Below are 23160 nucleotides of genomic sequence, written 5' to 3' on the forward strand. Positions count from 1 at the left end.
CAGGATCAAACTCTCCAACAAAAACCTGTTGAAAAACTCTCCCAGCAACAAAAAACAAATTCTGTTGCCAAAGGAAAACCACAACCAGAACACCCACCCCAAAAGGCAAGCGAACCAGCCATGACAAAACCAATTGGCACTGGCTTATCTAGCACCCTGTTGAGTTCTCAAAGAACAACCACACACCGGAAAACCGTCACCCTCACCAGGCAACCCGTCCCCGGGGCACTCGCTCAACTTTACTCGCGCTATTTCTCTGCGTCAAATCCAGTGTTTCCCGGTTTGCTTCAGAGCATTTCCCGCAAGTTCCCCAAATCCGTTACTTCGAATTGGGCCGCGCACGACCCTACCCGATGCAATTTCCTTGGAGTTTGGCAGGACGGCCGGTAGCTGATCTCCCCGATCTCTCGGTTCGTTCTGCTTGCCTCGCCCGTTTCCCTGCCGGCTCGCAAAACATTACCCGGTCCTACCCAGAGCGCCAAATCGGCCCCCCGTGTCCCGGACCACAGCACCGGGGAAGGCCCTCCGGCGCACCGCCATACCGGCCCTGACCTGGGATTTGAGCGGCCCGGCGCACCAAAGAGGGCGGCGCCCGGCCTCGGCCGGACGCCGCCCCTGCGATCGGACCCGGCCGGTTACCGGAGCACCTCGACACCGGCGAAGGTGCGCTTGCCCTTGCGCAGGACCAGGAAGCGGCCCTGCAGAAGCGCCGACTCCGGCACCGTCGCCTCCGGGTCGGTGATGCGCTCGTTGTTCAGGTAGGCGCCGCCCTCGGCGATCGTCCGGCGCGCCTCTCCCCCGCTCTTGACCAGCCCGGCGGTCTGCAGCAGCGCCGTCACCGCCGGGAGCTCACCGCGTACCTCGGTGAGGCCGGCCTCGGACAGCGCGGCCCGCAGCGTGTCCGCCGAGAGCTCGTCCAGGGATCCGCGGCCGAACAGCGCCTGGCTGGCCGCGACCGCCTGCCGGGCCTCCTCCTCGCCGTGCACCAGGGCGGTGAGCTCCCAGGCCAGCTCGCGCTGCGCCAGGCGGGCCTGCGGCCGCTCGGCGGTGGCCTTCTCCAGCTCCTCGATCTCCTCGCGGGTCTTGAAGCTGAAGTAGCGCAGGTAGCCGTTGACGTCGCGGTCGTCCGCGTTCACCCAGAACTGGTAGAACGCGTAGGGCGAGGTCATGGTCGGGTCGATCCAGACGGCGCCACCCTCGCTCTTGCCGAACTTGGTGCCGTCCGCCTTCAGGACCAGGGGCGTGGTGAACGCGTGCACCGGGCCCGCACCCCGCCTGCGCACGAAGTCGACGCCCGCGGTGATGTTGCCCCACTGGTCGGATCCGCCGAACTGCAGCGAGCAGTCGTGCCGGCGGTGCAGCTCGTAGAAGTCGTTCGCCTGCAGCAGCTGGTAGCTGAACTCGGTGTAGCTGATCCCGGTCTCGAGGCGGTTCTTGACGACGTCGCGGGCCAGCATCTTGTTGATCGGGAAGTGCTTGCCGACGTCGCGCAGGAAGTCGACGACCGACAGCTCGCCGGTCCAGTCCAGGTTGTTGACGATCGTCGCCGCGTTCGCGCCCTCGTAGGTGACGAACGGGGACAGCTGGTCACGAATGCGCAGCACCCAGCCGGCGGTCACCTCACGCGGGTTCAGCACGCGCTCGGCGGACTTGCCGCCCGGGTCGCCGATCTGGCCCGTCGCGCCGCCGACCAGCAGCAGCGGCCGGTGCCCGGCCAGCTGCAGGCGGCGGGCCGTGACGACCTGCATCAGGTTGCCGACGTGAATGGACGCCGCGGTCGGGTCGAAGCCCACATAGAACGTGATCGGGCCGCCCTCGAGGTGCTTGCGCAGCTCCTCGGGGTCGGTGGAGTCCTGGATCAGTCCGCGCCACTGCATGTCGTCAACGAGAGTCACCGCCGAATTGTCGCGCATCTCCCGGGCCCGGTCACACCGGGTTTCGGGATGCCCTCCTCGCGCCCGGATGCGAGGCTGATGCCATGACCCGCCTGGCAAAGGTCGACCTGTCCGCCACGCTCGCGAAGAAGGACGGCCGGCGGCGCCTCGAGACCGCGCAGCAGCGCCTGCTGCGGCTCCGGCTGCTGCTGGGCGGCCAACTCGGCCACCACAAGATCGGCCCGCCGCTCTGCGTGCTGTTCGAGGGCTGGGACGCCTCCGGCAAGGGCGGCGCCATCAAGCGCCTCGTCGCCCCCCTCGACCCCCGGCACGTCCGGGTCTCCCAGTTCGCCGCGCCCACCTACGACGAGAAGCGGCACCACTTCCTGCAGCGGTTCTGGCCCGTCCTGCCCGGCTGGGGCGGCATGACCGTCCTCGATCGCTCCTGGTACGGCCGCGTCCTCGTCGAACGCGTCGAGGGCTTCGCCTCGAAGGAGCAGTGGACCCGCGCCTACGACGAGATCGTCGAGTTCGAGCGCACCCTCACCGCCGAGGGCATGATCCTGATCAAGTTCTGGATGCACGTCTCCCCCGAGGAACAGCTCCGCCGCTTCGAGGCCCGCGCCCAGGACCCGCTGCGCTCGTGGAAGCTCACCGACGAGGACTGGCGAAACCGCGAGCGCCGCGACGACTACGAAGCCGCCATCGAGGCCATGCTCACCAGGACCGACAAGCGGCGGGCACCCTGGAAGATCGTCGCCGGTGACAGCAAGCCCTACGCCAGGGTCGCCGTCCTCGAACACGTCTGCCGCACCCTCGAGACCGACCTCACCGCCCGGGGCTACGACCTGCACGACGCCGACTGACGCGGCGGCCCGGGTCAGCTCTTCGGGTTGTAGGCCGGCAGTCCCAGGGTCTCCCGGATGCCGGCCTGCACCTGCTCCACCGCCGTTCCCGCGTAGACGTCGTGGATGACCTCCTTGCGGCGGAACAGCTCGAGCACCGGCCTGGTCTTCTCGTAGTAGTCGCGCAGCCGGGCCGCCAGCGCCTCCGGGGTGTCGTCCTCGCGGGTGATCAGCGCCGTTCCGCAGATGTCGCAGCGGCCCTCCACCTCGGGCCGGTCGGCGATCAGGTTGTAGTCCATGCCGCAGCCCGGGCAGAGCCGCCGGCTGAGCACCCGCCGGCGCACCTCGTCGTCGGGGAGCTCCAGGTGGATCACGCCGTCGATGTCGTAGCTCTCCATGAAGAACTCGGCCTGGCGCCCGTTGCGGGGAAAACCGTCGATGACGAAGCCGAAGTTCCAGTCGTGCTGGTCGAGGCGGCCCCGGACGACCGATTCCACCAGGTCGTCGCCGACCAGCTCGCCGGCCCTCATCGCGCGGCGGACCTGGGCACCGAGCTTGGTGTGGTTCTGCACGTGCCAGCGGAAGAGGTCACCGACGCTGATGTGCACGAGGTCGAGGTCGGCGCAGAGCATCGTGCTCTGGGTGCCCTTGCCGCTGCCCTGCACTCCCATGATCACGTACTTGCGCATGGTGTCCCCTCCTCAGACCGCGGCGCCGACGCGCAGCGGGCCCGGCGCCTTCCCGTCGAGCCTCGCAGGGTCGATGCTCCACCCGTCGGCGACGGTGAGCACGTCGTGCTCCGAGACGAGCACGGTGCTCTCCTCGTCGACGAAGGTCGCGGGCAGGCCGACGGCGCGTTCGGCCGGGTCGGGATCGCCGTGCCACGAGGTCACGTCGCCGGTCTGCCCGACGTAGCCGAAGGTCCGCACGAGTTCGCCGTCGACGGCGCGCTGCCAGCGGTGCGACTCGGTCACCCGGTGGGTGGCGAAGAACTGAACCTCGGTGCCGAGCCGCGCCGACAGGTCGACGACGTCGACGACCGTGTCCGGGCGCAGCAGGTAGCGACCGACGGCGAGCACCCAGGAGGTGTCCCGGGCTCCGGGCAGCGGCGGCGTCACCGCGACCCGGTCGTCCGTCAGGTGGGCCAGGTCGATGCCGTCGCGCCAGCGGACCTCGCCGAGGTCGCGCAGGCCGAGGGCCTCGAGCACCCGCACCGGATCGCCGTCGCGGACCGCCAGCCACGCCTGCTTGCCGCCGAAACCGACCATGTTGTCCGCATCCATGCCGGCCACGGTAGCGGGCTCCGCGCCGGGTCCGGGCGTCATGCCCAGCCGTGGTCGCTGCGCAGCGCGCCGGCGACCCGGTCGAACCTGGCCCGGTCGAGGATCGCGCCCTCGCGGCGGATGCCGACCTCGTCGACCTCGAGGACCCGGTCGAGCCGCACCCAGCTGGGGCGCGATTCGCGGTCCCAGGCCCCCGGGCCCAGGGCCAGCCAGCCGCGCTGGCCGTCGCGCTCCGACTGGCTGGAGAGCATCAGCCCGAGCAGGGTGCGGTCGTTGCGCCCGACGACCAGCACGGGGCGGTCCTTGCCCTGGCTGGGGTCGTCCTCGTACGTCACCCAGGTCCACACGATCTCGCCCGGGTCGGCGTCGCCGTCGAGGCTCGGCGAGTACTCGAGGTGGCGGCCGCGGCGGGCGGCGGCGGGCGCGGGTCGCGGCGCGGGCGGGGCGGGCGCCGGGGTGCGGCGTCCCGCGACCCGGCGCAGCGTTCCGGCGATGCTCTTGAGGAGTCTGCTCACCCGCGCACTGTATCGGCAGGGCCCGGCTCCTTATGTCTTCGTGAGTCGATCCTTAAGCGCACCTGAGGTGACGCCCGCGCGCGGGCGTCACCACTCATAGTCGGTGCGCTGCCGGTGTGGCAGACCTGCCGCGCCCGCGGCCTGCAGCCGCGATTACCGAGGTGACCGAGCCCGTGTCGATGTCCGCCACTCATCGAGCCCGGTTCACGTTGGTGGCGGGTGCCACCGCCGTAGTCATCGGAGTCGGTTTCGCCGCGGTCGGGCTGGACCGGCAGAGCCCCGACGCCACGAACCGCGCCTCGGCCGACACCCCGCTGGTGGCGACCGAGGCCACCGAGGACCCGGGCGCCGACCTGCTGCTGGAGGACGCCGAGGCGTCGCCGAGCCCGGCCACGCCGACGTCGAGGCCGGCCCCGAAGGCCACCACGTCCCGGCCGAAGCCCAGGCCGACCCGGCGCAAGACCACCGCGCCGCCCGCGACGAAGCGGGCCGAGGCCCCGGCGACCAGCGGTTCGGTCCTCGATCAGGTGCTCGCCCACATCAACGCGGCCCGCGACAAGGAGGGCCTGCCGGCCTATCGGCTGGACTCCTCGCTGTCGAAGGCCTCGGCCTTGCACAATCAGCTCATGATCAACGGCTGCGGCCTGGAGCACCAGTGCTCCGGCGAGGGCGACATCGGCAAGCGGTTCAGCGCGCAGAATGTCGACTGGTCCTCGGCGGGCGAGAACATCGGCTTCGGCTCGGCGAACTCCGGCAACTCCGCGATCATCAGGGCCGCCGACGGGCTGACCGACAGCATGCTCGCCGAGGTCGCGCCGGAGGACGGCCACCGCAGGAACCTGCTCAGCAAGAGCTTCACCCGGATCGGTCTGAGCGTTGTGCGCGACGGCAAGGGCATCGTCTGGATGACACAGGACTTCGTCGGATGACCGGGCCGGTCGGCCCGAGCGGGCCAGCACGACGCCGGCGCCTGCGCCTGCTCTTCCTCTTCGGCCCGACCCGGCCGTTCGGACCGACCCGGCCCGGCGGCCGGTGCGGTCCGGTCCGGCGTACCCGCCCGACGGGACCCACCCGCCCGGCACGGTGAACACCCGCGAGCCGGGTGGCGTGTCAGGCCGTGCTTCGCTGTGCGGATGACATCGTGGCTGGACCTGCCCGCCTCGGCCGTGGACGAGGCCGCGCGCCTGCTGCTCGGGTGGCTGCTCACCGCCAACGGGGTGACCGTGCGGCTCACCGAGGTCGAGGCGTACAGCGGGCTGGGTGAGGACCCGGCCAGCCACGCGCACCGGGGCGTCACCCGCCGCAACGCGGTGATGTTCGGCCCGGCCGGGCGGCTGTACGTCTACCAGATCTACGGCATGTACCTCTGCGCGAACGTCGTGTGCGGCGAGGAGGGCGTCGCCGCCGCCGTTCTGCTGCGCGCCGGCGAGGTGGTCGACGGTCTCCCGCTCGCCCGGCAGCGGCGGCCGGCCGCGAAGCGGGATGCGGATCTCGCCGCCGGGCCGGCCAAGCTCATGCAGGCGCTCGGCCTGGACCGGTCGGCCAACGCGACCTCGGTCGTCGACGGCAGCGGGCCGGCGACCCTGCGGGCGCCGGACCGGGCGCTGAGCCCGGACAGCATCGCCGCCGGGCCGCGGGTCGGGGTGACCTCCGCGCACGACACGCCGTGGCGGTTCTGGGTCGCCGGGGACCCGACCGTCAGCGCCTACCGCCGACACTCCCCGCGGAAAAGGCGCGATCTACCCACGCTGGGCGGTACCGGGATATAGCGTCCCAGCTAGTGATCTCACGTCGGATGTTGCTGCTGCTGGATCTCCTGTGCGTGGCCGGCGTCGGGTGGGCGGCGGCGCTCATCGGCGGGCTGTTCGCCGGGGTACGGCTGCTCCCGACCGCCGTCGCCGTCATCGTCGCCGCCGTGCTCGTGCTGCCGGGGTTCACCGCCGGGCTCATCACCAACCGCCGCATCGTCCGCGGCCGCAAGCCGCAGAGCGGCTGGATCCGTACCGTGTGGGCGCCGCCCGAGCTGCCGCACTGGGGGCTGGTCCTCAGCGGCCTGCTGCTGCTCGCGTTCTGGGTCGCCGGGATGACCGCGTTCGCCGGGATGAGCGTGAACGTGCCCGCCCGGGACAGCGCCGCACAGGAACGGCTGATCGGCTATCAGCAGCGGTTCGCGCTGGGGATGCTCGGCGGCCTCGGCGTCGGCGGCAGCACCCTCGCGGCCGCGTCGCTGCTGCGCGAGCGGCGTGCCCTGCGTACCGGCTAGAGCGGGTCCGGACGGGAACGACGCGCTCCCGGTGCTTGGTCCACGTATTGACAACTGGTTATATCAGCGTGCTTCTATAAGTCACGCTTTCTTGACATCGTTGTCACATCGAAGGGACGGCACCCCTATGCTCCGTACCCTCGCCGCGGCGGCAGTCCTCGCCGCCGCGGTCCTCTCGGTCTCGCAGCCCGCCCAGGCCGCCGCCGAACTCGACCTGGCCCAATACGTCAATCCGTTCATCGGCACCGACGACAGCAACTCCCCGAACCCGGTCGGCGGCGGCGCCGGCGGCAGCACCTTCCCCGGCGCCACCGTGCCGTTCGGGATGGTCCAGTTCAGCCCCGACACCCCCACCGGATCGCCGTCGGGCTACCGGGACCGCGACCGCACCGTCGAGTCGTTCAGCCTCACCCACTTCAACGGCGCCGGCTGCCCCAACAACGAGGACATCCCGATCCTGCCGATCACCGGCAACATCGGCTCCTCACCCGGATCCAGCTGGACCAGCTACGCGTCCGCGTACACGAAGGCCAACGAGTCCGCCGCGCCCGGCTACTACCGCAACCGGCTCGACAAGTACGGCGTCGACGCCGAGCTGAGCGCCACCAAGCGCACCGGCGCGATGCGGCTGACCTACCCCGCGAGCACCACGGCCCGGGTGCTCGTCAACGCCAGCCGCTCCGCCACCGGCGACCGCGACGGCAACGTCACCGTCTCCGGCAACCGGGTGTACGGCGAGCACACCGCCGGCGGCTTCTGCGGCGGCAAGACGTTCAAGATGTACTACTCGATACTGTTCGACCGCACGCCGACCGGCTTCGGCACCTTCAAGGGCGGCACGGTCACGGCCGGCTCGGCGACCACCAGCGGCACCAGCACCGGCGCCTACGTCACGTTCGACACCACCTCGAACGCCGTCGTCAACGCCACCGTCGGCATCTCGTTCGTCAGCGTCGCCAACGCGCAGAACAACGCCACCGCGGAGGCCGCCTCGTTCGCGACGGTACGCGGCAACGCGAGCGCCGCCTGGAACACCGCCCTGAACCGCGTCCAGGTGACCGGCGGCGGCGCCACCGACCTGCAGAAGTTCTACACGGCGCTCTACCACGTGCTGCAGAACCCGAACCTGTCCAGCGACACCAACGGCGAGTACCGCGGCTTCGACAACGCGGTGCACACCGCCTCGCACCCGGTCTACCAGAACTACTCCGGCTGGGACATCTACCGGTCCTGGGCGTCGCTGGTCGCCCTGATCGCGCCGGACGTGATGACCGACATCGTCAGGTCGATGGTCCTGGACGGCCAGCAGGGCGGCCTGCTGCCCAAGTGGTCACACCAGACCGTCGAGGACTTCGTCATGCCCGGCGACCCCGGCCCGATCATCGTGGCCGCCGCGTACGCGTTCGGCGTGCGCGACTTCGACACCGCCGCCGCGCTGGCGCTGATGAAGAAGAGCGGCAGCGGCGGCTCGACACAGGGCGTCGTGCTGCGCGGCAACCAGTCCGTCTACCAGAGCAACCACTTCATCCCCGGCAACCCGTCGGAGACCCTCGAGTACGCCTCCTCCGACTTCGCCATCGCGCAGTTCGCCGGCGCGCTCGGCGACACCGCCGCCCGCGACACGTACGCGAGCCGCTCGCAGTACTGGCGCAGCCTGTTCAACGGCGAGTCGTCCTACCTGCACACCCGCGACAGCGGCGGCGGCTGGTCGGCGCCGCTCAACCCGGCGCAGGAGAGCCCCTACGTCGAGGGCAACGCCGCGCAGTACTCGTGGATGGTGCCGCACAACCTCGGCGCGCTGATCACCCTGATGGGCGGGCCGACCACCGCGGCGCAGCGGCTCGACCACCACTTCACCGAGCTCAACGGCGGGCTGAGCCGGCCGTACTTCTACATCGGCAACGAGCCCGAGCACAATGTGCCGTGGACCTACAACGCCGCGCGCAGGCCGGCCGGCGCCAGCAGCGCGGTGCGCCGGATCATGGCCGAATCGTTCACCACCGGCGCGGGCGGCCTGCCCGGCAACGACGACCTGGGCGCCACCTCCGCCTGGTACGTCTGGTCGGCGCTGGGCATGTATCCGGTGACGCCGGGCGCGGACACGCTCGCGGTGCACGGCGGGATCTTCCCCAGCGTGCTCATCCAGCGGGCGCCCGGCAACATCACGATCACCGGCGGCAGCGCGACCAGCCCCTACGTGCAGTCGCTGTCCGTCGGCGGAGCCTCGACCAGCCACAGCTACCTGCGGTACGGCGACATCGCGAACGGCGCGACGGTGGCCCTCACCATGGGCGGCAGCCCCTCGACCTGGGGCACGGGCGCTTCGGACGTACCACCGAGCTTCGCCGCGGGCGCCGACCAGCCGGCGGCGGAACCGGACCTCGGCGCGAACCTGGCCCTGGGCCGGGCCGCGACCGGATCCACGGCGTGCGGGAGCGCGGAGGCCGCGCCGAAGGCGGTCGACGGCGTGCTCGCCGGCAACAGCAAGTGGTGCTCCGGCACCGCGCCGCGGCAACTGCAGGTGGACCTCGGCTCGGCGCGCACGGTGTCGTCGTTCATCGTCAAGCACGCCGCCCTCGGCGGCGAGGTCACCAACTGGAACACCGGCGCGTTCACCATCTCGACCAGCACCGACGGCACGAACTGGTCGAACGCGGTCACCGTCACCGCATCGAAGAGCAGCCGGACCTACACCCCGATCGCCGCGCGCACCGCGCGGTACGTGCGCTTCGAGACCAGCCAGCCGGCCAACGACACCAACTCGGCCGCCCGGATCTACGAACTCGAGGTGTACGGCGAGAGCAGCGCACCGACCGACCTGGCCCTGAACCGCCCGGCGGGCGCGGACTCGTCCTGCGGTGCGAACGAGGGCCCGGCCAAGGCGTTCAACGGCAGCTGGCTGGGCGGCTGGAACGACAAGTGGTGCTCGCAGGGCGCGACGAAGTGGGTCCAGTCCGACCTGGGCACCCGGCAGCGCGTCGGCTCGGTGGTGATCCGGCACGCGGGCGCGGGCGGCGAGTACCCGGCGTGGAACACCCGCGACTTCGACATTCAGACGTCGGACGACGGGTCGGCCTGGACGACCCGGGCGCAGGTCCGCGGCAACACCGCCGACTCGACCACCACGGCGGTGAACGTGGACGCCCGCTATGTCCGGGTCGCGGTCGTCACGCCGGCGTCCGACGGCAACACCGCGGCACGCATCTACGAGGTCCTCGTCAACTAGAGACCGCCCGGGGGCGGGCGCCGGGTCCCGCGGCTCCCGTCCCCGGGTAGCCAATGTCGCGAATGTCCTAATGAACCGGCCGGAGACCGCGCCGGGATCCGTGTCTCAACCGTTATCAGGATGGCCGGGCCGCAGGTGGGTCCGGCCGGACGGCTCGTTGACACGAACTGGAGGTCTCCCGTGAACGACAGTCAGATGAGGGCTCGTGTCAAGGCGGTGATCGGCGGCACGGCCCCGGAGGGCGTGACCTCGGAACACCCCGCCCTTCCCGGCGGACCGGCCCGCACGGACAACGCGCTGCAGGTGCTGACGCTGGCCCAGCGCACGGCGGAGGAGCACATCGCCGCCGCCAACCGGCACGCGGAGAAGATCCGCACCGACGCCAAGGCCACGGCCGACCAGTCGGCGCGGGACGCCCAGGTGCACGCCCACAACGTCCGCTGCGAGGCGGACAAGGTGCTGACCGACGCGCGCGCCACCGCCGAGCAGGCGGCGCGGGACGCGCGGATCCGCGCGGACGAGGCGCAGCGCAGGGCCGACCAGATCCTCGCCGAGGCGAACACCCAGGCCAAGACGATCATCGGCGACGCCGAGGGGCACGCCGAGCACCTGAAGTCGCAGGCGGAGCAGCGTTACGAGGACTCCGTCGGCAGCCTGATCGCCAAGCGGGAGTCCCTGCAGCAGCAGATCGAATCGCTGGAGCAGTTCGACCGCGAGTACCGCAGGCGGCTCACCTCGTTCATGCAGGGCCAGTTACGTGCCCTCTGGGCCGACCGGCCCGAGGTCGACACGGTGGAGATCACGCCGGCTGCGGCCGCCGGCGACCCTCGGCCGGAGGAAGGGCAGCGCCACGCCGCCGAGGAGTAATTAAGGGATCCTTCTCGATTCGCGTCCGGGCCTTCTCGTCTTGCGAAGACCGATTCCTGGACTCGTTCCGAGCCCCGGCGGCAGGCTCCGTTCATGACACTGACCCGACGCGAACTGCTGCGCGGCACCGCCGCCGCAACCGCACTGGGGCTGGTGGGCGTGGGTACGGCGGGCTGCGGCGGACTGTCCCCGGGGCGGGACAGCAGCGGATCGCTCGACTACTGGAACCTCTTCGGCGGCGGCGACGGCGTCCGGATGAACCAGATGCTCGACGGCTTCCGCACCGCCAACCCCGGCATCGAGCTCAGCGCCGTCACCCTGGCCTGGGGAAACCCGTACTACACCAAGCTGTCGCTGGCCACGCTCGGCGAGAAGCCGCCGGACGTGGCGGTCGCGCACCTGACCAGGATGAAGAACCTGGTCGCCGCCGACCTGCTGGAGGAGTTGCGGCCCGAGGACCTGGCCGGGCACGGCATCTCGGCGGACAAGTTCACCGAGCGGGCCTGGCAGGCGGGGCTCGTCGACGGCCGGGCGTACGCGATCCCGATCGACACCCACCCGTTCGTCATGTTCTACAACACCGACATCTGCGACAAGGCCGGCCTGCTCGACACGGCCGGCGCGCTCACCCCGCTGGACACTCCCGAGAAGTTCACCGACGCGATGCGCCGCGCCAAGGAGGCCTCCGGCGGGTACGGCGGGGTGGTGTCGATCAACAACGACACGTCGACCCCGTGGCGCATCTTCCAGTCGCTGTACGGCCAGCTCGGCGGCGAGACCCTCGCCGACGAGGGCCGCCGGGTGGTCATCGACGACGCCAAGGCGACGCAGGTGCTGACCTTCCTGCGGTCGCTGACCCACGACGGCCTCTTCCCCGCCGACATCGACTACCAGGGCGCCATCGCCACCTTCGCCAACGGCCAGGCCGGCTTCTACTTCCAGGGCGAGTGGGAGATCTCCACCTTCCAGACCGCGAAGATGCCGTTCTCCATGACGCTGTTCCCCAACCTGTACGGCGGCACCCGCTACGCGGTGCAGGCGGACTCGCACACCCTGGTCATCCCCCGCCAGCCGGCGCGGGACCCGGAGCAGGTCAACCGGTCGCTGCTGCTGGTCCGCTCGATGCTCGACCAGAGCAAGACCTGGGCCGAGGGCGGACACGTGCCGGCCTGGCTGCCGTTCCGCGACAGCGCCGAATACAAGGGCATGACGCCGCAGTCGAACTACGCCGCCGCGGCCGACGGCGCGGTCTACGACCCGGACGGCTGGTACTCCGGATCCGGCTCCAACTTCGAGATCGTCGCCGGTTCCGCGATCGCCACCGTCCTCGCCGGCCAGCGGGCCCCGGCGGACGCGCTGGCGCAGATGCGCGGCCAGCTGGAGAACCTGTCGACTACCGCGTCGCCCATCTGAGGGGGTGCCTGGTGACCACCGAGACCGCCGTACGCCCTGATGCCGCCGAGTCCGAGGTCCCGCCGGAGCGGCCGCGCGGCACCGGCCTGCCCGCGCTGGGCTTCCTGGCGCCGTTCCTGCTGCTGTACCTGGCGTTCATCGTCGGTCCGGCCCTGTACGGCCTGGTGATGAGCTTCTTCGACACCAGCCTGGTCAAGCCCGGCCTGTCCGGCTTCGCCGGCTTCGGCAACTACGCCGAGGCGCTGCAGAGCAGCGATTTCTGGTCGTCGCTGTGGCACACCGTGTGGTTCACGATCCTGACCACGCCGCCGCTGATCGTCCTCGCATTCGCGTTCGCGCTGCTCGCCGACCGGGCCCGCACCGGCCGCTGGTTCTTCCGGCTGGCGTTCTTCGCGCCCTATATCCTGCCGTCCGCGGTCGTGGCCCTCATCTGGATCTTCATCTACACGCCCGGACTGGGACTGATCGAGACGGCCCTCGGCAAGATCGGCGTCACCTCGCCGAACTGGCTCGGCGACCCGAACTGGGCCATGCCGTCGCTGGCCATGACCACCATCTGGTGGACGCTCGGCTTCAACTTCGTGCTCTACCTGGCCGGCATGCAGGAGATACCGCGCGACCTCTACGAGGCCTCCTCGATGGACGGCGCGTCGCCCTGGCAGCAGATCCGCAAGATCACCATCCCGATGCTCGGGCGCACCACGACCCTGGTGGCCGTGCTGCAGGTGATCGCCTCGCTCAAGGTCTTCGATCAGATGTACATCATGACCTCGGGCGGGCCGAACTTCGCCACCCGCTCGATCCTCGAGTACGTCTACGACGAGGGCTTCACCAACTTCCGGGTCGGTTACGCGGCCGCCGTCTCGATGCTGTTCTTCCTGGTCGTGCTCGGGGTCTCGGCGGTCTGGTTCGCCCTGGTCCGGCGCCAGGAGAAGGAGGTGTGACCACCGTGACCGACCTCGCGCAACGGGCGGAGTTCCGGGTCAAGCTCTTCAACCGCATCTGCCTCGGGGTGCTGATCGCGTTCGCGCTGATCTGGATCGTGCCGCTGGCCTGGGCGCTGGACACCGCCCTCAAGCCGAACTCCGAGACCACCCGCACCACCTGGGCGATCGCCGAGCCGACCCTTGACGCGTTCGGCCGGGTGCTGCGCGACACCGACATCGTGACCTGGTTCGGCTCCAGCCTGTTCATCGCGACGCTGTCGGCGGCCGGCACGGTGCTGGTGGCCAGCCTGGCCGCGTACGCCCTGTCCCGGATGCGGTTCCGCTACCGCAACGTGGTCTTCTGGGGCGTGCTGGCCGGCATCATGATCCCCGGCCAGGTGCTGATCGTGCCGTGGTTCCGCGAGTTCGACGCGCTGGGGCTGCTGAACACGTGGTGGGCCGTCAGCCTGCCGCAGATACCCACCGCGATCGGCGTCTTCATCTTCAAGCAGTTCTTCGACGGCCTGCCCCGCGAGCTGGAGGAGGTCGCCCGCATGGACGGCGCCGGCTACCTGCGGATCTATCGCCGGATCATCATGCCGCTGGCCCGCCCGGCGGTCGCCGCCGTCGCCATCTTCACCTTCGTGCAGTCCTGGAACGACCTGCTGTGGCCGCTGCTCGTGCTGAGCAACCCCGACATCATGACGATCCCGGTCGGCCTGGCGACCGTGCAGGGTTCGTTCGGCATCCGGTACGCCGACACGATGGCCTCCGCCATCCTCGGCGCGGTTCCCCTGGTCGCCGTGTTCCTGCTGTTCCAGCGGAACATCGTCGAGGGCATCGCCGGCAGCGGCCTGAAGGGGTGAGCGTGCTCCGCTCCACCATGACCATCGACCCCGCGTTCCGGGTGGGCGACGTGGACCCCCGGCTCTACGGCTCGTTCGTCGAGCACATGGGCCGCTGTGTCTACACCGGCATCTACGAGCCCGGCCACCCCGAGGCCGACGCCGACGGCTTCCGGCGCGACACCGCCGAACTGGTCCGCGAGCTCGGCACGCCGCTGGTGCGCTACCCCGGCGGCAACTTCGTCTCCGGGTACCGGTGGGAGGACGGCATCGGGCCGGTCGACGCCCGGCCCGCCCGGCTGGACCCGGCGTGGCGCTCGGTGGAGACCAACCACGTCGGCGTCGGCGAGTTCATGACGTGGGCGCGGACGGTCGGCGTCGAGCCGATGATGGCGGTCAACCTCGGCACCCGCGGCATCGACGCGGCCCGGTCCCTGGTCGAGTACTGCAACCTCGCCTCCGGCACCTACTGGTCGGACCTGCGCGGCGGAACGCCGTACGGGATAAGGACCTGGTGTCTCGGCAACGAGCTGGACGGGCCCTGGCAGATCGGCCACAAGACCGCCGGCGAGTACGCGCGCCTGGCGCTCGAGACGGCGAAGGCGATGCGCCAGGTCGACCCGTCGATCGAGCTCGTCGCCTGCGGCAGCTCGGGCCGGCACATGCCGACGTTCGGCAGCTGGGAGGCGACGGTCCTGGGCGAGACCTACGACGCGGTCGACTACGTCTCCCTGCACGGCTACTACCAGCAGCACGGCGACGACCGGGACAGCTTCCTGGCCTGCGCGAGCGACATGGACCACTTCATCGACGAGGTCGTCGCCACCGCCGACCACGTGCGCGCGGTGGGCCGGCACCGCAAGCGCCTGCACCTCTCGTTCGACGAGTGGAACGTCTGGTACCAGAGCCGGTTCGCCGGCGAGACCAACCTGGAGGTCGAGCGCACCCCGCGCCTGATCGAGGACGTCTACTCGGTCACCGACGCGGTCGTGGTCGGCAACCTGCTGATCAGCCTGCTCCGGCACGCCGACCGGGTGAAGATCGGCTGCCAGGCCCAGCTGGTCAACGTCATCGCCACGATCATGACCGAGCCGGGCGGCCCGGCCTGGCGGCAGGCCAGCTTCCACCCGTACGCGCTGACCACCCGGTACGGCCGCGGCACCGTGCTGCGGCCGGCGATCTCGGCACCGGCGTACGAGACGGCCCGGTACGGCGAGGTGCCGCTGCTCGACGCGGTCGCGGTGCAATCCGGCGCGGGCGTGGTGCTGTTCGCGGTGAACCGGTCGCAGACGCGGCCGATGACCCTGGACGCCGACCTGCGCGCGCTGCCGGGCCTGGCGACCGCGACCCACACGGTGATCGCCGACGACGACCCGGACGCGGTGAACACCGCGCGGCACCCGGACCGGGTCACCCCGCGCGACCTCGACGCCCCGAGGCTGGACGGCGGCCGGCTGCAGGTCGTCCTGCCCGCCCTGTCCTGGAACATGATCCGGCTCAGCCGTTGAGCTCGGTGAGCCGGCGCTCGAGGAAGCGCCGCTCGGCGCCGTCCGCGGTGAGCTCCCGCGCCCGCCGGTAGGCGTCGCGGGCCTCGTCGAGGCGCCCGAGCCGGCGCAGCAGCTCGGCCCTGGTCGAGTGCAGGTAGCGAAAGTCGTCAAGGCCGAGCCCGTCGACGATGCGCAGGCCGGCCGCCGGCCCCTCGGTCTCCGCGACGGCGATGGCGCGGTTCAGCTCGACGACGGGCGAGGCGGTGCGGCGGCCGAGCTCGCCGTACAGGGCGGCGAGCTGCGCCCAGTCGCACGGCGCCTGCGCGTGCAGCGACGCGATCGCGGCCTGCAGGACGTAGGGTCCCCGGCCGCCCAGGGCGATCGCCCGGTCGAGCTGGGAGCGCCCGCGGCCGATCTGCGCGGCGTCCCACCGCGCCGGGTCCTGGTCCGCGAGCAGCACCAACTCGCCGCCGTCGAACCGGGTCTCCCGGCGGGAGTCGTGCAGCAGCATCATCGCCAGCAGCCCGCGGACCTCGGGATCGTCGCCGAGCAGCTCGGCCAGGGCGCCGCCCAGCCAGATCGCCTCGGCCGCGAGGTCGTCGCGGCCGCCGTAGCCCTCGTTGAAGATCAGGTACACGACCGCGAGAACGGCGTCGATCCGCTCCCGCAGCAGATGAGCCGGCGGGACCCGGAACGGGATGCCCGCCGCCTTGATCTTGCGTTTGGCCCGGACCAGCCGCTGCGCCATGGTGCGCTCCGGCACCAGGAACGCGCGGGCGATCTCGTCGGTGCTCAACCCGCCCACGGTACGCAGGGTGAGCGCGACCTGCGCCTCGATCGCGAGCGCCGGGTGGCAGCAGGTGAAGATGAGCTCCAGGCGCTCGTCGGGAAACGCGGTGGCATCCATGGGCACCTCGACACGATCGGCGGCGGCGAGCAGCGCGAGCTTCGGTGCGAGCGCCCGGTCGCGGCGGATGCGGTCGGTGGCGCGGTTGCGCGCCGTCCTCATCAGCCACGCGCGCGGGTTGTCCGGCACGCCGTCGCGCGGCCACCGGTCGGCGGCGATGGCGAACGCCTCCTGCGCGGCGTCCTCGGCGAGGTCGAAGTCGCCGAGAACGCCGATCAGGGTGGCCAGCACGCGGCCCCATTCCTCGCGGAAGACCTCGTCGAGCGCTACCAATACACTTGTGAGGGCCGGATCTCGACGGCCCCGCCGTAGCGTGCCGCCGGGACGCGGGCGGCCACCTCGATGGCCGCGTCGAGATCGTCGGCCTCGAGGATGAACACGCCGCCGACGGCCTCCTTCATCCCGGCGAACGGGCCGTCGGTGGTGAGGGTCCGGCCGCCCTCGACGCGCACCGTCGTCGCGGTCTCGGCGAGCCCGAGCGGCGGCATGGGGGTGACCCCCGGCGTCTCGTTGATCCCCTGGTAGTCGGCGTAGACCTGCTTCTGCTCGTCCTCGGTGAGCGCGGCCTGCCGTTCGAGCGCCGCGCCTTGATAGATCAGCATGATGTATTTCATCGCCATCTCCTCGTCGGTACCAGATTCGCAGTAAGACGAACGGCGGGCCGGGAAATCGACAGCCCGACGGGAGCGGAGTTCCTGTGAGCTGTGCCGCCTACGGCCGGTGTGTCTCAGGCGGATATCTGCGCCACAGCGTGCGTGACCAGGGCCGCCGTCAGGGCTTGGCGGCCTTGGCTCGGGCCCGGTACGCGGCCACCGCGACCCGGTTGGCGCAGGCGGTGCTGCAGAAGCGGCGCGACCGGTTGCGGGTCAGGTCGAGCACGATGCCGTCGCAGGACTCGTCGGCGCACACCGCCAGGCGGGACATCTCGTCGCCGCGTACGAGATCGGCCATGGCCATCGCCGCCTCGACCACGACCCGCCGCGCCAGGGGCTCGTCGGCCGACACGGCGTGGATGTGCCAGTCGATGCCGTCGTGGCGGACCAGCCGGAGCACGGGCCGGGCCTCCGCGAGCATGTCGTTGATCACCTCGGCGGCGCCGTCGCGGTCCGCGGTGAGCAGGGCCCGCAACACCGGGCGTACGGCACGCAGGTCGGCCAGTTCCGCCGCGTCGCGGTCGCGGCGGCCCGTGTAGCGGTGCTTCGCATACCAGGCGTCGGCCTGCGCCGTCGTGGTCAGCGTGTCCGGGTCTGCTTCGCTGTTGACCAGCTCGACGACCGCGTGGAGGGTGGCCTCGGTGTCATGGGCTAAAAGCACCTTGACATCTTACGACGGCGTCCATAGCGTCACTTGCCATGGCCCAGTTAGCCGATGACATCACCGTTCGCCCGGCCGCGCCCGGCGTCGGCAGCGGCCTGCTGCTCGCCGTCGTCTCCGCCACCAGCTTCGGCCTCTCCGGCCCGCTGGCCGCCGGCCTGCTCGCCACCGGCTGGAGCCCCGGCGCGATCGTGCTCGGCCGCGTCGCCCTCGCCGCGCTCGCCCTGGCCCCGTTCACCATCGCCGCGCTGCGCGGCCGCTGGCACCTGCTGCGGCGCCAGGCCGGACAGGTCCTGCTCTACGGCGTCCTCGCCGTGGCCGGCGCCCAGTTCTGCTACTTCTCCGCGGTCGCCACCATGGACGTCGCCCCCGCCCTGCTCATCGAATACACCGCGCCCGCCGCCGTGGTCGCCTGGCTGTGGCTCCGGCGCGGCCAGCGCCCCAGCCCGCTCACCGTCGGCGGCGCGGTCGTCGCCGCGGCCGGCCTGCTGCTCGTGCTCGACCTGTTCTCCGGCGTCGACCTGGCCTGGTCGGGCGTCGCCTGGTCGCTGGGCGCGATGGTCGGCGCCACGGCCTACTTCCTGATCTCGGCCGACACCGACACCGGACTGCCGCCGCTGGCCCTGGCCGGCGCCGGCCTCACGGTCGGCGGCCTCGGCCTGCTGGCACTCGCCGTCACCGGCCTGCTCCCGATGCACGCCTCCACCGCCGCCGCGCAATTTTCCCTGGGCAGCCCGCCCTGGTGGGTGCCGATGCTCCTGCTCGGCCTGGTCACCGCGGCCCTGGCCTACGCGACCGGCGTCATCGCGAGCCGCCGGCTGGGCTCCCGGGTGGCGTCCTTCGTGGCCCTGCTCGAGGTGGTCGCCGCGGTCCTGTTCGCCTGGCTACTGGTCTCCCAACTACCCACCGCGACCCAGTTCGCCGGCGGCCTCCTGATCATCGGCGGCGTGATCGCCGTCCGCCTCGGCGACCGCGCCGTCGCCTGAAATCGTGCCCGGACTCTCCCCGCGATCGCCGTCAGGCGCGCGGGGGTCGTAACCGGCCGGGCCGGGCAGACCGGTTGGCCCATGACGATCTCAACCTATCGGCCACATCAAGATCGTCCGAACGGATGGCCGTACCGGAAGATGGCGCGGCTAATCTCGGCGGACCATCGAATGAGGACGATCACCATGCATGACGATGAGCCGGAGCCGACCGCCGGCACGCTGCGCGTTGGCGGGTGGCTGCCGCCGGTCAGCCCCGCAAGTCCGGCACCGCAGGACATCCCGGCCGAATCGGCACGGCCGGTCCCCGAACCGAAGGCGGCGGGTGAGCGACCGACCGTCAGCCGGCTCACCCGATCGGCGCGACGCCGGGCGATGGCCCTGGCACGCAGGCGTGGCGCCGTCGAGGGCGCCGCCGTGTTCACCGCCCTCGCGGTGGCCGGCGTCCTGATCGGCGTCATCTCCCGGCCCGACTCCCCGGCCGCGGTGGCCGGGTTGCCGGTGGTCCCGCAGCCCGCCGCGGCCGCCGATCCGCCCGTGACTCTTCCGTCCGGCTTTCCGTCGACGTCGCCGGCGCCGCAGAGCCCGGCGACGGCCTCGCCCTCGCACAACGGCGCCGTGCGCCCGTCGGCGGCGAAACGCTCACCCGCTCCGAGCCGGGCCCCATCCGCGCGACCGGCACCGTTCCAGGCGTCCTACGAGGCGGAGTCGGAGCGCAACGTGATGGGGGGCCAGGCCCGGCCGATGCCGCGTGACGACGCCTCCGACGGCCTCGTCGTCCGGTTCGTCGGCGACGGCGAGGACAACTTCCTGCGCTTCACGGGGCTGACGGTGCCCGATTCCGACGCCTACAGCGTCCGGATACATTACATATCGGGCGACCCCCGGCAGGCGACCATCCTGGTCAATGGCCGCCTCCTGGAAACCCTCACGTTCCCGGTAAGCCCCGACTGGTACACCGTGGACTCCGTGACCCTGCGGATCGCCCTGAAGGCCGGGGCGAACACCATCGAGCTGCGCAACGACACCGAGGACGCACCCGACTTCGACCGCATCGACCTGACGCGCTGACAGCGCCCGGCGATTCGGCGGGATGTCGCGGCATCCTCAGGCGGCTGCGGCGGCGAGGGGTGCGGACTCGGCGGCGTCACGCTGGGTCGCGTCCGCGGTGCGGTCGTCCGGCTGTTCCTGCGCGGCGCGTTCGGCCGCCACCCGCGATTCGTAGCCGGCGATCTCCCGGGCGGTGTCCTGGGCGGACCAGCCGAGCGGGCCGGCGATGAGCGGGCCGGCCGCCCGGGCCGCCGCCACACCCCGGTCGGGGGTCTCGATCGAGATGCGGGTGCGGCGGGTGAGCACGTCCTCCAGGTGCCGCGCGCCCTCGTGCGTCACCGCGTAGACCACCTCGGCCCGCAGGTAGTCGGTGGCGCCGTCGAGGGGCGCGCCGAGCGCCGGGTCGGCCTCGATCAGCGCCAGCACCTCGTCGACGAGGGTGCCGTAGCGGTGCAGCAGGTGCTCGATCCGCGAGACGTGCAGGCCGGCCCGGCGGGCCAGCACCGCGCGGCGGTTCCACGCCGCCGGGTAGCCGGCCGCGCCGAGCAGCGGCACGTGCGCCGTGCACGAGTCCGGCACCCGCGCGGTGAGGTCGCGGGCCGCGGCGTCGACGGCGTCGCGGGCCATCACCCGGTACGTCGTGTACTTGCCGCCGGCGACGACGACCAGGCCGGGTACCGGGGTGTCCACGGCGTGCTCGCGCGACAGCTTCGAGGTCAGCTCGGCGTCGGCCGACAGCAGCGGGCGCAGGCCGGCGTACACGCCCTGCACGTCGGCGCGGGTCAGCGGCGTGACGAGCGCCTTGTTGACCTCCTCGAGCAGGTAGTCGACGTCGCGGCCGGACGCCGCCGGGTCCGCCTTGTCCAGGTCCCACGGCGTGTCGGTGGTGCCGACGATCCAGTGTCGCTCCCACGGGATGACGAACAGCACGCTGGTCGCCGTACGCAGGATCATGCCGGTGGTGGCCGGGATCCGGTCGCGCGGCACCACCAGGTGGACTCCCTTGGACGCGGTGATGTGGAACTGCCCGCGCTCCGGCAGCAGCGCCTGGATGTCGTCGGTCCACACGCCTGTCGCGTTGATGACGGCGCGGGCCCGGATCTCCAGTTCGGCGCCGGACTCGGTGTCGAGCGCGCGGACCCCGACGATCCGGCGGCCCTCGCGGAGGAACCCGATGACCTCGGTACGGGCGGCGACGTGCGCGCCGTGCGCCATCGCGGTGCGGGCCAGGAAGAGGGTGTGCCGGGCGTCGTCCACCTGCGCGTCGTAGTACTGGATCGCGCCGACCAGCGAGTCGGGGCGCATCCCCGGGAAGGCGCGCAGGGCGGCGCCGCGGCTCAGGTGCCGGTGCCGCGGCAGGCCCGCGCCGGACCCTCCCGAGATTCCCAGGGTGTCGTAGAGCAGCACGCCCGCGCCGGCGTAGAGCCGCTCCCAGGCCCGGTGCCGCAGCGGGTAGAGGAACGGGATCGGGCGCACCAGATGCGGTGCCAGCCGCTGTACGAGCAGGCCGCGCTCGCGCAGCGCCTCGCGGACCAGGCCGAAGTCGAGCATCTCGAGGTAGCGCAGGCCGCCGTGGATCAGCTTGCTCGACCGGCTGGACGTGCCGCTGGCGAAGTCCCGGGCCTCCAGCAGGCCGACCGTGAGCCCGCGGGTGGCCGCGTCGAGCGCGCAGCCGGCACCCACCACACCGCCGCCGACCACCAGCACGTCGAGCTCGTCGCCCGCCGACATCGCGGCCAGGGCCGCCTCGCGCGCCTGCGGCGCCATCACTGCCGTGTTCATGAGGATCCTCTTCTCGTGGTGGATTCAGCCGACGCTGACCCAGTTGAGGCTGCGGTCGACGGCCGCCTTCCAGCGCGTGTGGCCCTCGTCTCGCCGGTCCCCGGACCAGGTCGGCTGCCACCGCCGGTCCTCGCGCCAGTTGGCGCGCAGCTCCGCCGTGGAGCTCCAGAGGCCGACCGCGACCCCGGCGGCGTACGCCGCACCCAGCGCGGTGGTCTCGGCCACGGCGGGCCGGCTGACCGGCACGCCGAGGATGTCCGCCTGCAGTTGCATGCAGAGCGCGTTCACGGTCACGCCGCCGTCCACCTTGAGGCAGTCCAGCGACGTGCCGGAGTCCCGCGCCATCGCCTCGACCACGTCGCGGGTCTGGTAGCAGATGGCCTCGAGCGCGGCCCGGGTGATGTGCGCGGCGGTGTGATAGCGGGACAGCCCGACGATGGCCGCCCGCGCGTCCGAGCGCCAGTACGGCGCGAACAGCCCGGAGAAGGCCGGCACGAAGCAGACGCCCTCGCTGTCGTCGACCCGGCCGGCCAGGGTCTCGCTCTCGGCGGCGTCGCCGATGACGCCGAGCTGGTCGCGCAGCCATTGCACGGCCGAGCCGGTCGCGGCGATCGAGCCCTCCAGGGCGAACACCGGCGCCTCGTCGCCGAAGCGGTAGCCGACGGTGGTGAGCAGCCCGTGCGTCGAGCGGACCGGCGTGGTGCCGGTGTTGAGCAGGATGAAGTTCCCGGTGCCGTAGGTGCATTTGGCCTCGCCGGGCGCGAAGCAGGTCTGGCCGAACAGGGCCGCCTGCTGGTCGCCGATCGCGGCGGCGATGGGCACCCCGGGCAGGAGACCGTCGGCGTAGCCGTACACCTCGGAGGAGGAGCGGATCTCGGGGAGCATGGCCCGGGGGATGTCGAAGAAGCCGAGCAGTTGCTCGTCCCATTGCAGGGTGGACAGGTTCATCAGCATGGTCCGGCTGGCGTTGGTGACGTCGGTGAGGTGGCGTCCGGTCAGGTTCCACAGCAGCCAGCTGTCCATGGTGCCGAACAGGACCTCGCCGCGCTCCGCGCGTACCCGAAGATCCGGATCGTTGTCGAGCAGCCACTGGACCTTCGCCGCGGAGAAATAGGTGGCCGGCGGGAGGCCGGTGCGCTCGCGGATCACGTCGCCGCGGCCGTCGCGGTCGAGCTCCGCGACGATCCGATCGGTACGGGTGTCCTGCCAGACGATCACGTTGTGGCACGGCAGCCCGGTCGCGCGGTCCCACACCACGACGCTCTCGCGCTGGTTGGTGATCCCGACCGCGGCCAGGTCGCCGGGCCCCAGCCCGGTCTCACCGAGCGCGACCGCGATGCACTTGCGGGTGTTCTCCCAGATCTCGAGCGCGTCGTGCTCGACCCGCCCGGCGCCGGGCAGGAGTTGCCGGTGCTCGATCTGGTGCCGCCCGATCTCGCCACCGGCCCGGTCGAAGATCATGAACCGCGTGCTGGTGGTGCCCTGATCGATCGCGCCGACGAAGTCCGCCACGGTGCCTCCCGGTTGCCCCTACGTGCCGCGACGTTAGGAAACGGACAAGGGAGGGGCAACTCCAT

At 71.5% G+C, this 23160-nt stretch carries 21 protein-coding genes; 12 read left to right on the plus strand and 9 right to left on the minus strand.

The annotated features are described in order from the left end of the window. Positions 1–635: 635 nt before the first annotated feature. On the minus strand, positions 636–1877 hold the full coding sequence (gene tyrS, locus AB0F10_RS08885) for a tyrosine--tRNA ligase (protein ID WP_360621758.1): 1242 nt from the start codon (positions 1875–1877) through the stop codon (positions 636–638). A 101-nt stretch (positions 1878–1978) separates the two neighbouring features. On the opposite strand from tyrS, the gene AB0F10_RS08890 reads away from it, so the two are divergent. Further along, on the plus strand, positions 1979–2740 hold the full coding sequence (locus AB0F10_RS08890; protein WP_360621614.1) for a UDP-galactose-lipid carrier transferase: 762 nt from the start codon (positions 1979–1981) through the stop codon (positions 2738–2740). A 14-nt stretch (positions 2741–2754) separates the two neighbouring features. Here AB0F10_RS08890 and AB0F10_RS08895 read toward each other — a convergent pair whose 3' ends face one another. From AB0F10_RS08895 to AB0F10_RS08905, 3 genes are read right to left on the minus strand one after another with little or no spacing between them, the layout of a single operon-like run. Continuing rightward, positions 2755–3408: a nucleoside monophosphate kinase gene (locus AB0F10_RS08895; RefSeq protein ID WP_360621616.1), complete on the minus strand. Its 654-nt coding sequence runs from the start codon at positions 3406–3408 to the stop codon at positions 2755–2757. A gap of 12 nt (positions 3409–3420) precedes the next feature. Then, complete coding sequence (locus AB0F10_RS08900; protein WP_360621618.1) at positions 3421–4002, minus strand: hypothetical protein; 582 nt, start codon at positions 4000–4002, stop codon at positions 3421–3423. A 38-nt stretch (positions 4003–4040) separates the two neighbouring features. Further along, complete coding sequence (locus AB0F10_RS08905; RefSeq protein ID WP_360621620.1) at positions 4041–4517, minus strand: type II toxin-antitoxin system PemK/MazF family toxin; 477 nt, start codon at positions 4515–4517, stop codon at positions 4041–4043. A 161-nt stretch (positions 4518–4678) separates the two neighbouring features. Here AB0F10_RS08905 and AB0F10_RS08910 point away from each other — a divergent pair, with 161 nt between their 5' ends. From AB0F10_RS08910 to AB0F10_RS08950, 9 genes are all read left to right on the plus strand, one after another. Further along, positions 4679–5446 (plus strand): CAP domain-containing protein, encoded by a 768-nt coding sequence (locus AB0F10_RS08910; RefSeq protein WP_360621622.1) that lies wholly within the window; start codon positions 4679–4681, stop codon positions 5444–5446. Positions 5447–5650: 204 nt separating this feature from the next. After that, positions 5651–6286: a DNA-3-methyladenine glycosylase gene (locus tag AB0F10_RS08915; protein ID WP_360621624.1), complete on the plus strand. Its 636-nt coding sequence runs from the start codon at positions 5651–5653 to the stop codon at positions 6284–6286. A 26-nt stretch (positions 6287–6312) separates the two neighbouring features. Next, positions 6313–6780 carry a hypothetical protein gene (locus tag AB0F10_RS08920; protein ID WP_360621626.1) on the plus strand — a complete coding sequence of 156 codons (468 nt, stop codon included), beginning with the start codon at positions 6313–6315 and terminating at the stop codon, positions 6778–6780. 127 nt (positions 6781–6907) lie between these two features. After that, positions 6908–10006, plus strand: a complete 3099-nt coding sequence (locus tag AB0F10_RS08925; RefSeq protein ID WP_360621628.1) for a GH92 family glycosyl hydrolase — start codon at positions 6908–6910, stop codon at positions 10004–10006. Between the two features lie 195 nt (positions 10007–10201). Next, positions 10202–10873: a hypothetical protein gene (locus AB0F10_RS08930; protein ID WP_360621630.1), complete on the plus strand. Its 672-nt coding sequence runs from the start codon at positions 10202–10204 to the stop codon at positions 10871–10873. 93 nt (positions 10874–10966) lie between these two features. Further along, on the plus strand, positions 10967–12286 hold the full coding sequence (locus AB0F10_RS08935; RefSeq protein WP_360621632.1) for an extracellular solute-binding protein: 1320 nt from the start codon (positions 10967–10969) through the stop codon (positions 12284–12286). Positions 12287–12297: 11 nt separating this feature from the next. Then, positions 12298–13230, plus strand: coding sequence for a sugar ABC transporter permease (locus AB0F10_RS08940; RefSeq protein ID WP_360621634.1), 933 nt, complete (start codon positions 12298–12300; stop codon positions 13228–13230). Further along, complete coding sequence (locus AB0F10_RS08945; RefSeq protein ID WP_360621636.1) at positions 13227–14078, plus strand: carbohydrate ABC transporter permease; 852 nt, start codon at positions 13227–13229, stop codon at positions 14076–14078. The genes AB0F10_RS08940 and AB0F10_RS08945 overlap by 4 nt, the downstream gene beginning before the upstream one ends. Positions 14079–14080: 2 nt before the next feature. Then, positions 14081–15565, plus strand: a complete 1485-nt coding sequence (locus AB0F10_RS08950) for an alpha-N-arabinofuranosidase (RefSeq protein WP_360621638.1) — start codon at positions 14081–14083, stop codon at positions 15563–15565. Here AB0F10_RS08950 and AB0F10_RS08955 read toward each other — a convergent pair. The 3 genes from AB0F10_RS08955 to AB0F10_RS08965 all read right to left on the minus strand — a co-directional run bounded on the left by AB0F10_RS08955 (position 15555) and on the right by AB0F10_RS08965 (position 17765). After that, positions 15555–16724: a sigma-70 family RNA polymerase sigma factor gene (locus AB0F10_RS08955; protein WP_360621640.1), complete on the minus strand. Its 1170-nt coding sequence runs from the start codon at positions 16722–16724 to the stop codon at positions 15555–15557. The genes AB0F10_RS08950 and AB0F10_RS08955 overlap by 11 nt on opposite strands. Next, positions 16718–17065 (minus strand): YciI family protein, encoded by a 348-nt coding sequence (locus tag AB0F10_RS08960; RefSeq protein ID WP_360621642.1) that lies wholly within the window; start codon positions 17063–17065, stop codon positions 16718–16720. The genes AB0F10_RS08955 and AB0F10_RS08960 overlap by 7 nt, the downstream gene beginning before the upstream one ends. A 157-nt stretch (positions 17066–17222) precedes the next feature. Beyond that, positions 17223–17765: a CGNR zinc finger domain-containing protein gene (locus tag AB0F10_RS08965; RefSeq protein WP_360621644.1), complete on the minus strand. Its 543-nt coding sequence runs from the start codon at positions 17763–17765 to the stop codon at positions 17223–17225. Between the two features lie 38 nt (positions 17766–17803). Between AB0F10_RS08965 and AB0F10_RS08970 the strand changes: the two genes are divergently transcribed. Beyond that, a complete protein-coding gene (locus AB0F10_RS08970; RefSeq protein ID WP_360621646.1) occupies positions 17804–18751 on the plus strand; it encodes a DMT family transporter in 948 nt (315 codons plus the stop codon). 186 nt (positions 18752–18937) lie between these two features. After that, positions 18938–19822 carry a hypothetical protein gene (locus AB0F10_RS08975; protein ID WP_360621648.1) on the plus strand — a complete coding sequence of 295 codons (885 nt, stop codon included), beginning with the start codon at positions 18938–18940 and terminating at the stop codon, positions 19820–19822. Between the two features lie 36 nt (positions 19823–19858). On the opposite strand, the gene AB0F10_RS08980 is transcribed toward AB0F10_RS08975, so the two are convergent. After that, the gene (locus tag AB0F10_RS08980; RefSeq protein WP_360621650.1) at positions 19859–21583 is read right to left on the minus strand and encodes a glycerol-3-phosphate dehydrogenase/oxidase; all 1725 of its coding nucleotides are present in this window, start codon (positions 21581–21583) and stop codon (positions 19859–19861) included. A 24-nt stretch (positions 21584–21607) separates the two neighbouring features. Then, positions 21608–23095, minus strand: a complete 1488-nt coding sequence (gene glpK, locus AB0F10_RS08985) for a glycerol kinase GlpK (protein WP_360621652.1) — start codon at positions 23093–23095, stop codon at positions 21608–21610. Positions 23096–23160: the final 65 nt, after the last annotated feature.

Source organism: Actinoplanes sp. NPDC026623 (genome assembly GCF_040638275.1).
In the GTDB taxonomy this organism is placed as follows: domain Bacteria; phylum Actinomycetota; class Actinomycetes; order Mycobacteriales; family Micromonosporaceae; genus Actinoplanes.

Excerpts from the sequence above, each read along its gene's own strand:
- tyrS (WP_360621758.1), bottom strand. The coding sequence starts at position 1,877 with ATGCAGTGGCGCGGACTGATCCAGGACTCCACCGACCCCGAGGAGCTG.
- AB0F10_RS08890 (WP_360621614.1), top strand. The coding sequence starts at position 1,979 with ATGACCCGCCTGGCAAAGGTCGACCTGTCCGCCACGCTCGCGAAGAAG.
- AB0F10_RS08895 (WP_360621616.1), bottom strand. The coding sequence starts at position 3,408 with ATGCGCAAGTACGTGATCATGGGAGTGCAGGGCAGCGGCAAGGGCACC.
- AB0F10_RS08900 (WP_360621618.1), bottom strand. The coding sequence starts at position 4,002 with ATGGATGCGGACAACATGGTCGGTTTCGGCGGCAAGCAGGCGTGGCTG.
- AB0F10_RS08915 (WP_360621624.1), top strand. The coding sequence starts at position 5,651 with ATGACATCGTGGCTGGACCTGCCCGCCTCGGCCGTGGACGAGGCCGCG.
- AB0F10_RS08920 (WP_360621626.1), top strand. The coding sequence starts at position 6,313 with ATGTTGCTGCTGCTGGATCTCCTGTGCGTGGCCGGCGTCGGGTGGGCG.
- AB0F10_RS08925 (WP_360621628.1), top strand. The coding sequence starts at position 6,908 with ATGCTCCGTACCCTCGCCGCGGCGGCAGTCCTCGCCGCCGCGGTCCTC.
- AB0F10_RS08930 (WP_360621630.1), top strand. The coding sequence starts at position 10,202 with ATGAGGGCTCGTGTCAAGGCGGTGATCGGCGGCACGGCCCCGGAGGGC.
- AB0F10_RS08935 (WP_360621632.1), top strand. The coding sequence starts at position 10,967 with ATGACACTGACCCGACGCGAACTGCTGCGCGGCACCGCCGCCGCAACC.
- AB0F10_RS08960 (WP_360621642.1), bottom strand. The coding sequence starts at position 17,065 with ATGAAATACATCATGCTGATCTATCAAGGCGCGGCGCTCGAACGGCAG.
- AB0F10_RS08970 (WP_360621646.1), top strand. The coding sequence starts at position 17,804 with ATGGCCCAGTTAGCCGATGACATCACCGTTCGCCCGGCCGCGCCCGGC.
- AB0F10_RS08975 (WP_360621648.1), top strand. The coding sequence starts at position 18,938 with ATGCATGACGATGAGCCGGAGCCGACCGCCGGCACGCTGCGCGTTGGC.
- AB0F10_RS08980 (WP_360621650.1), bottom strand. The coding sequence starts at position 21,583 with ATGAACACGGCAGTGATGGCGCCGCAGGCGCGCGAGGCGGCCCTGGCC.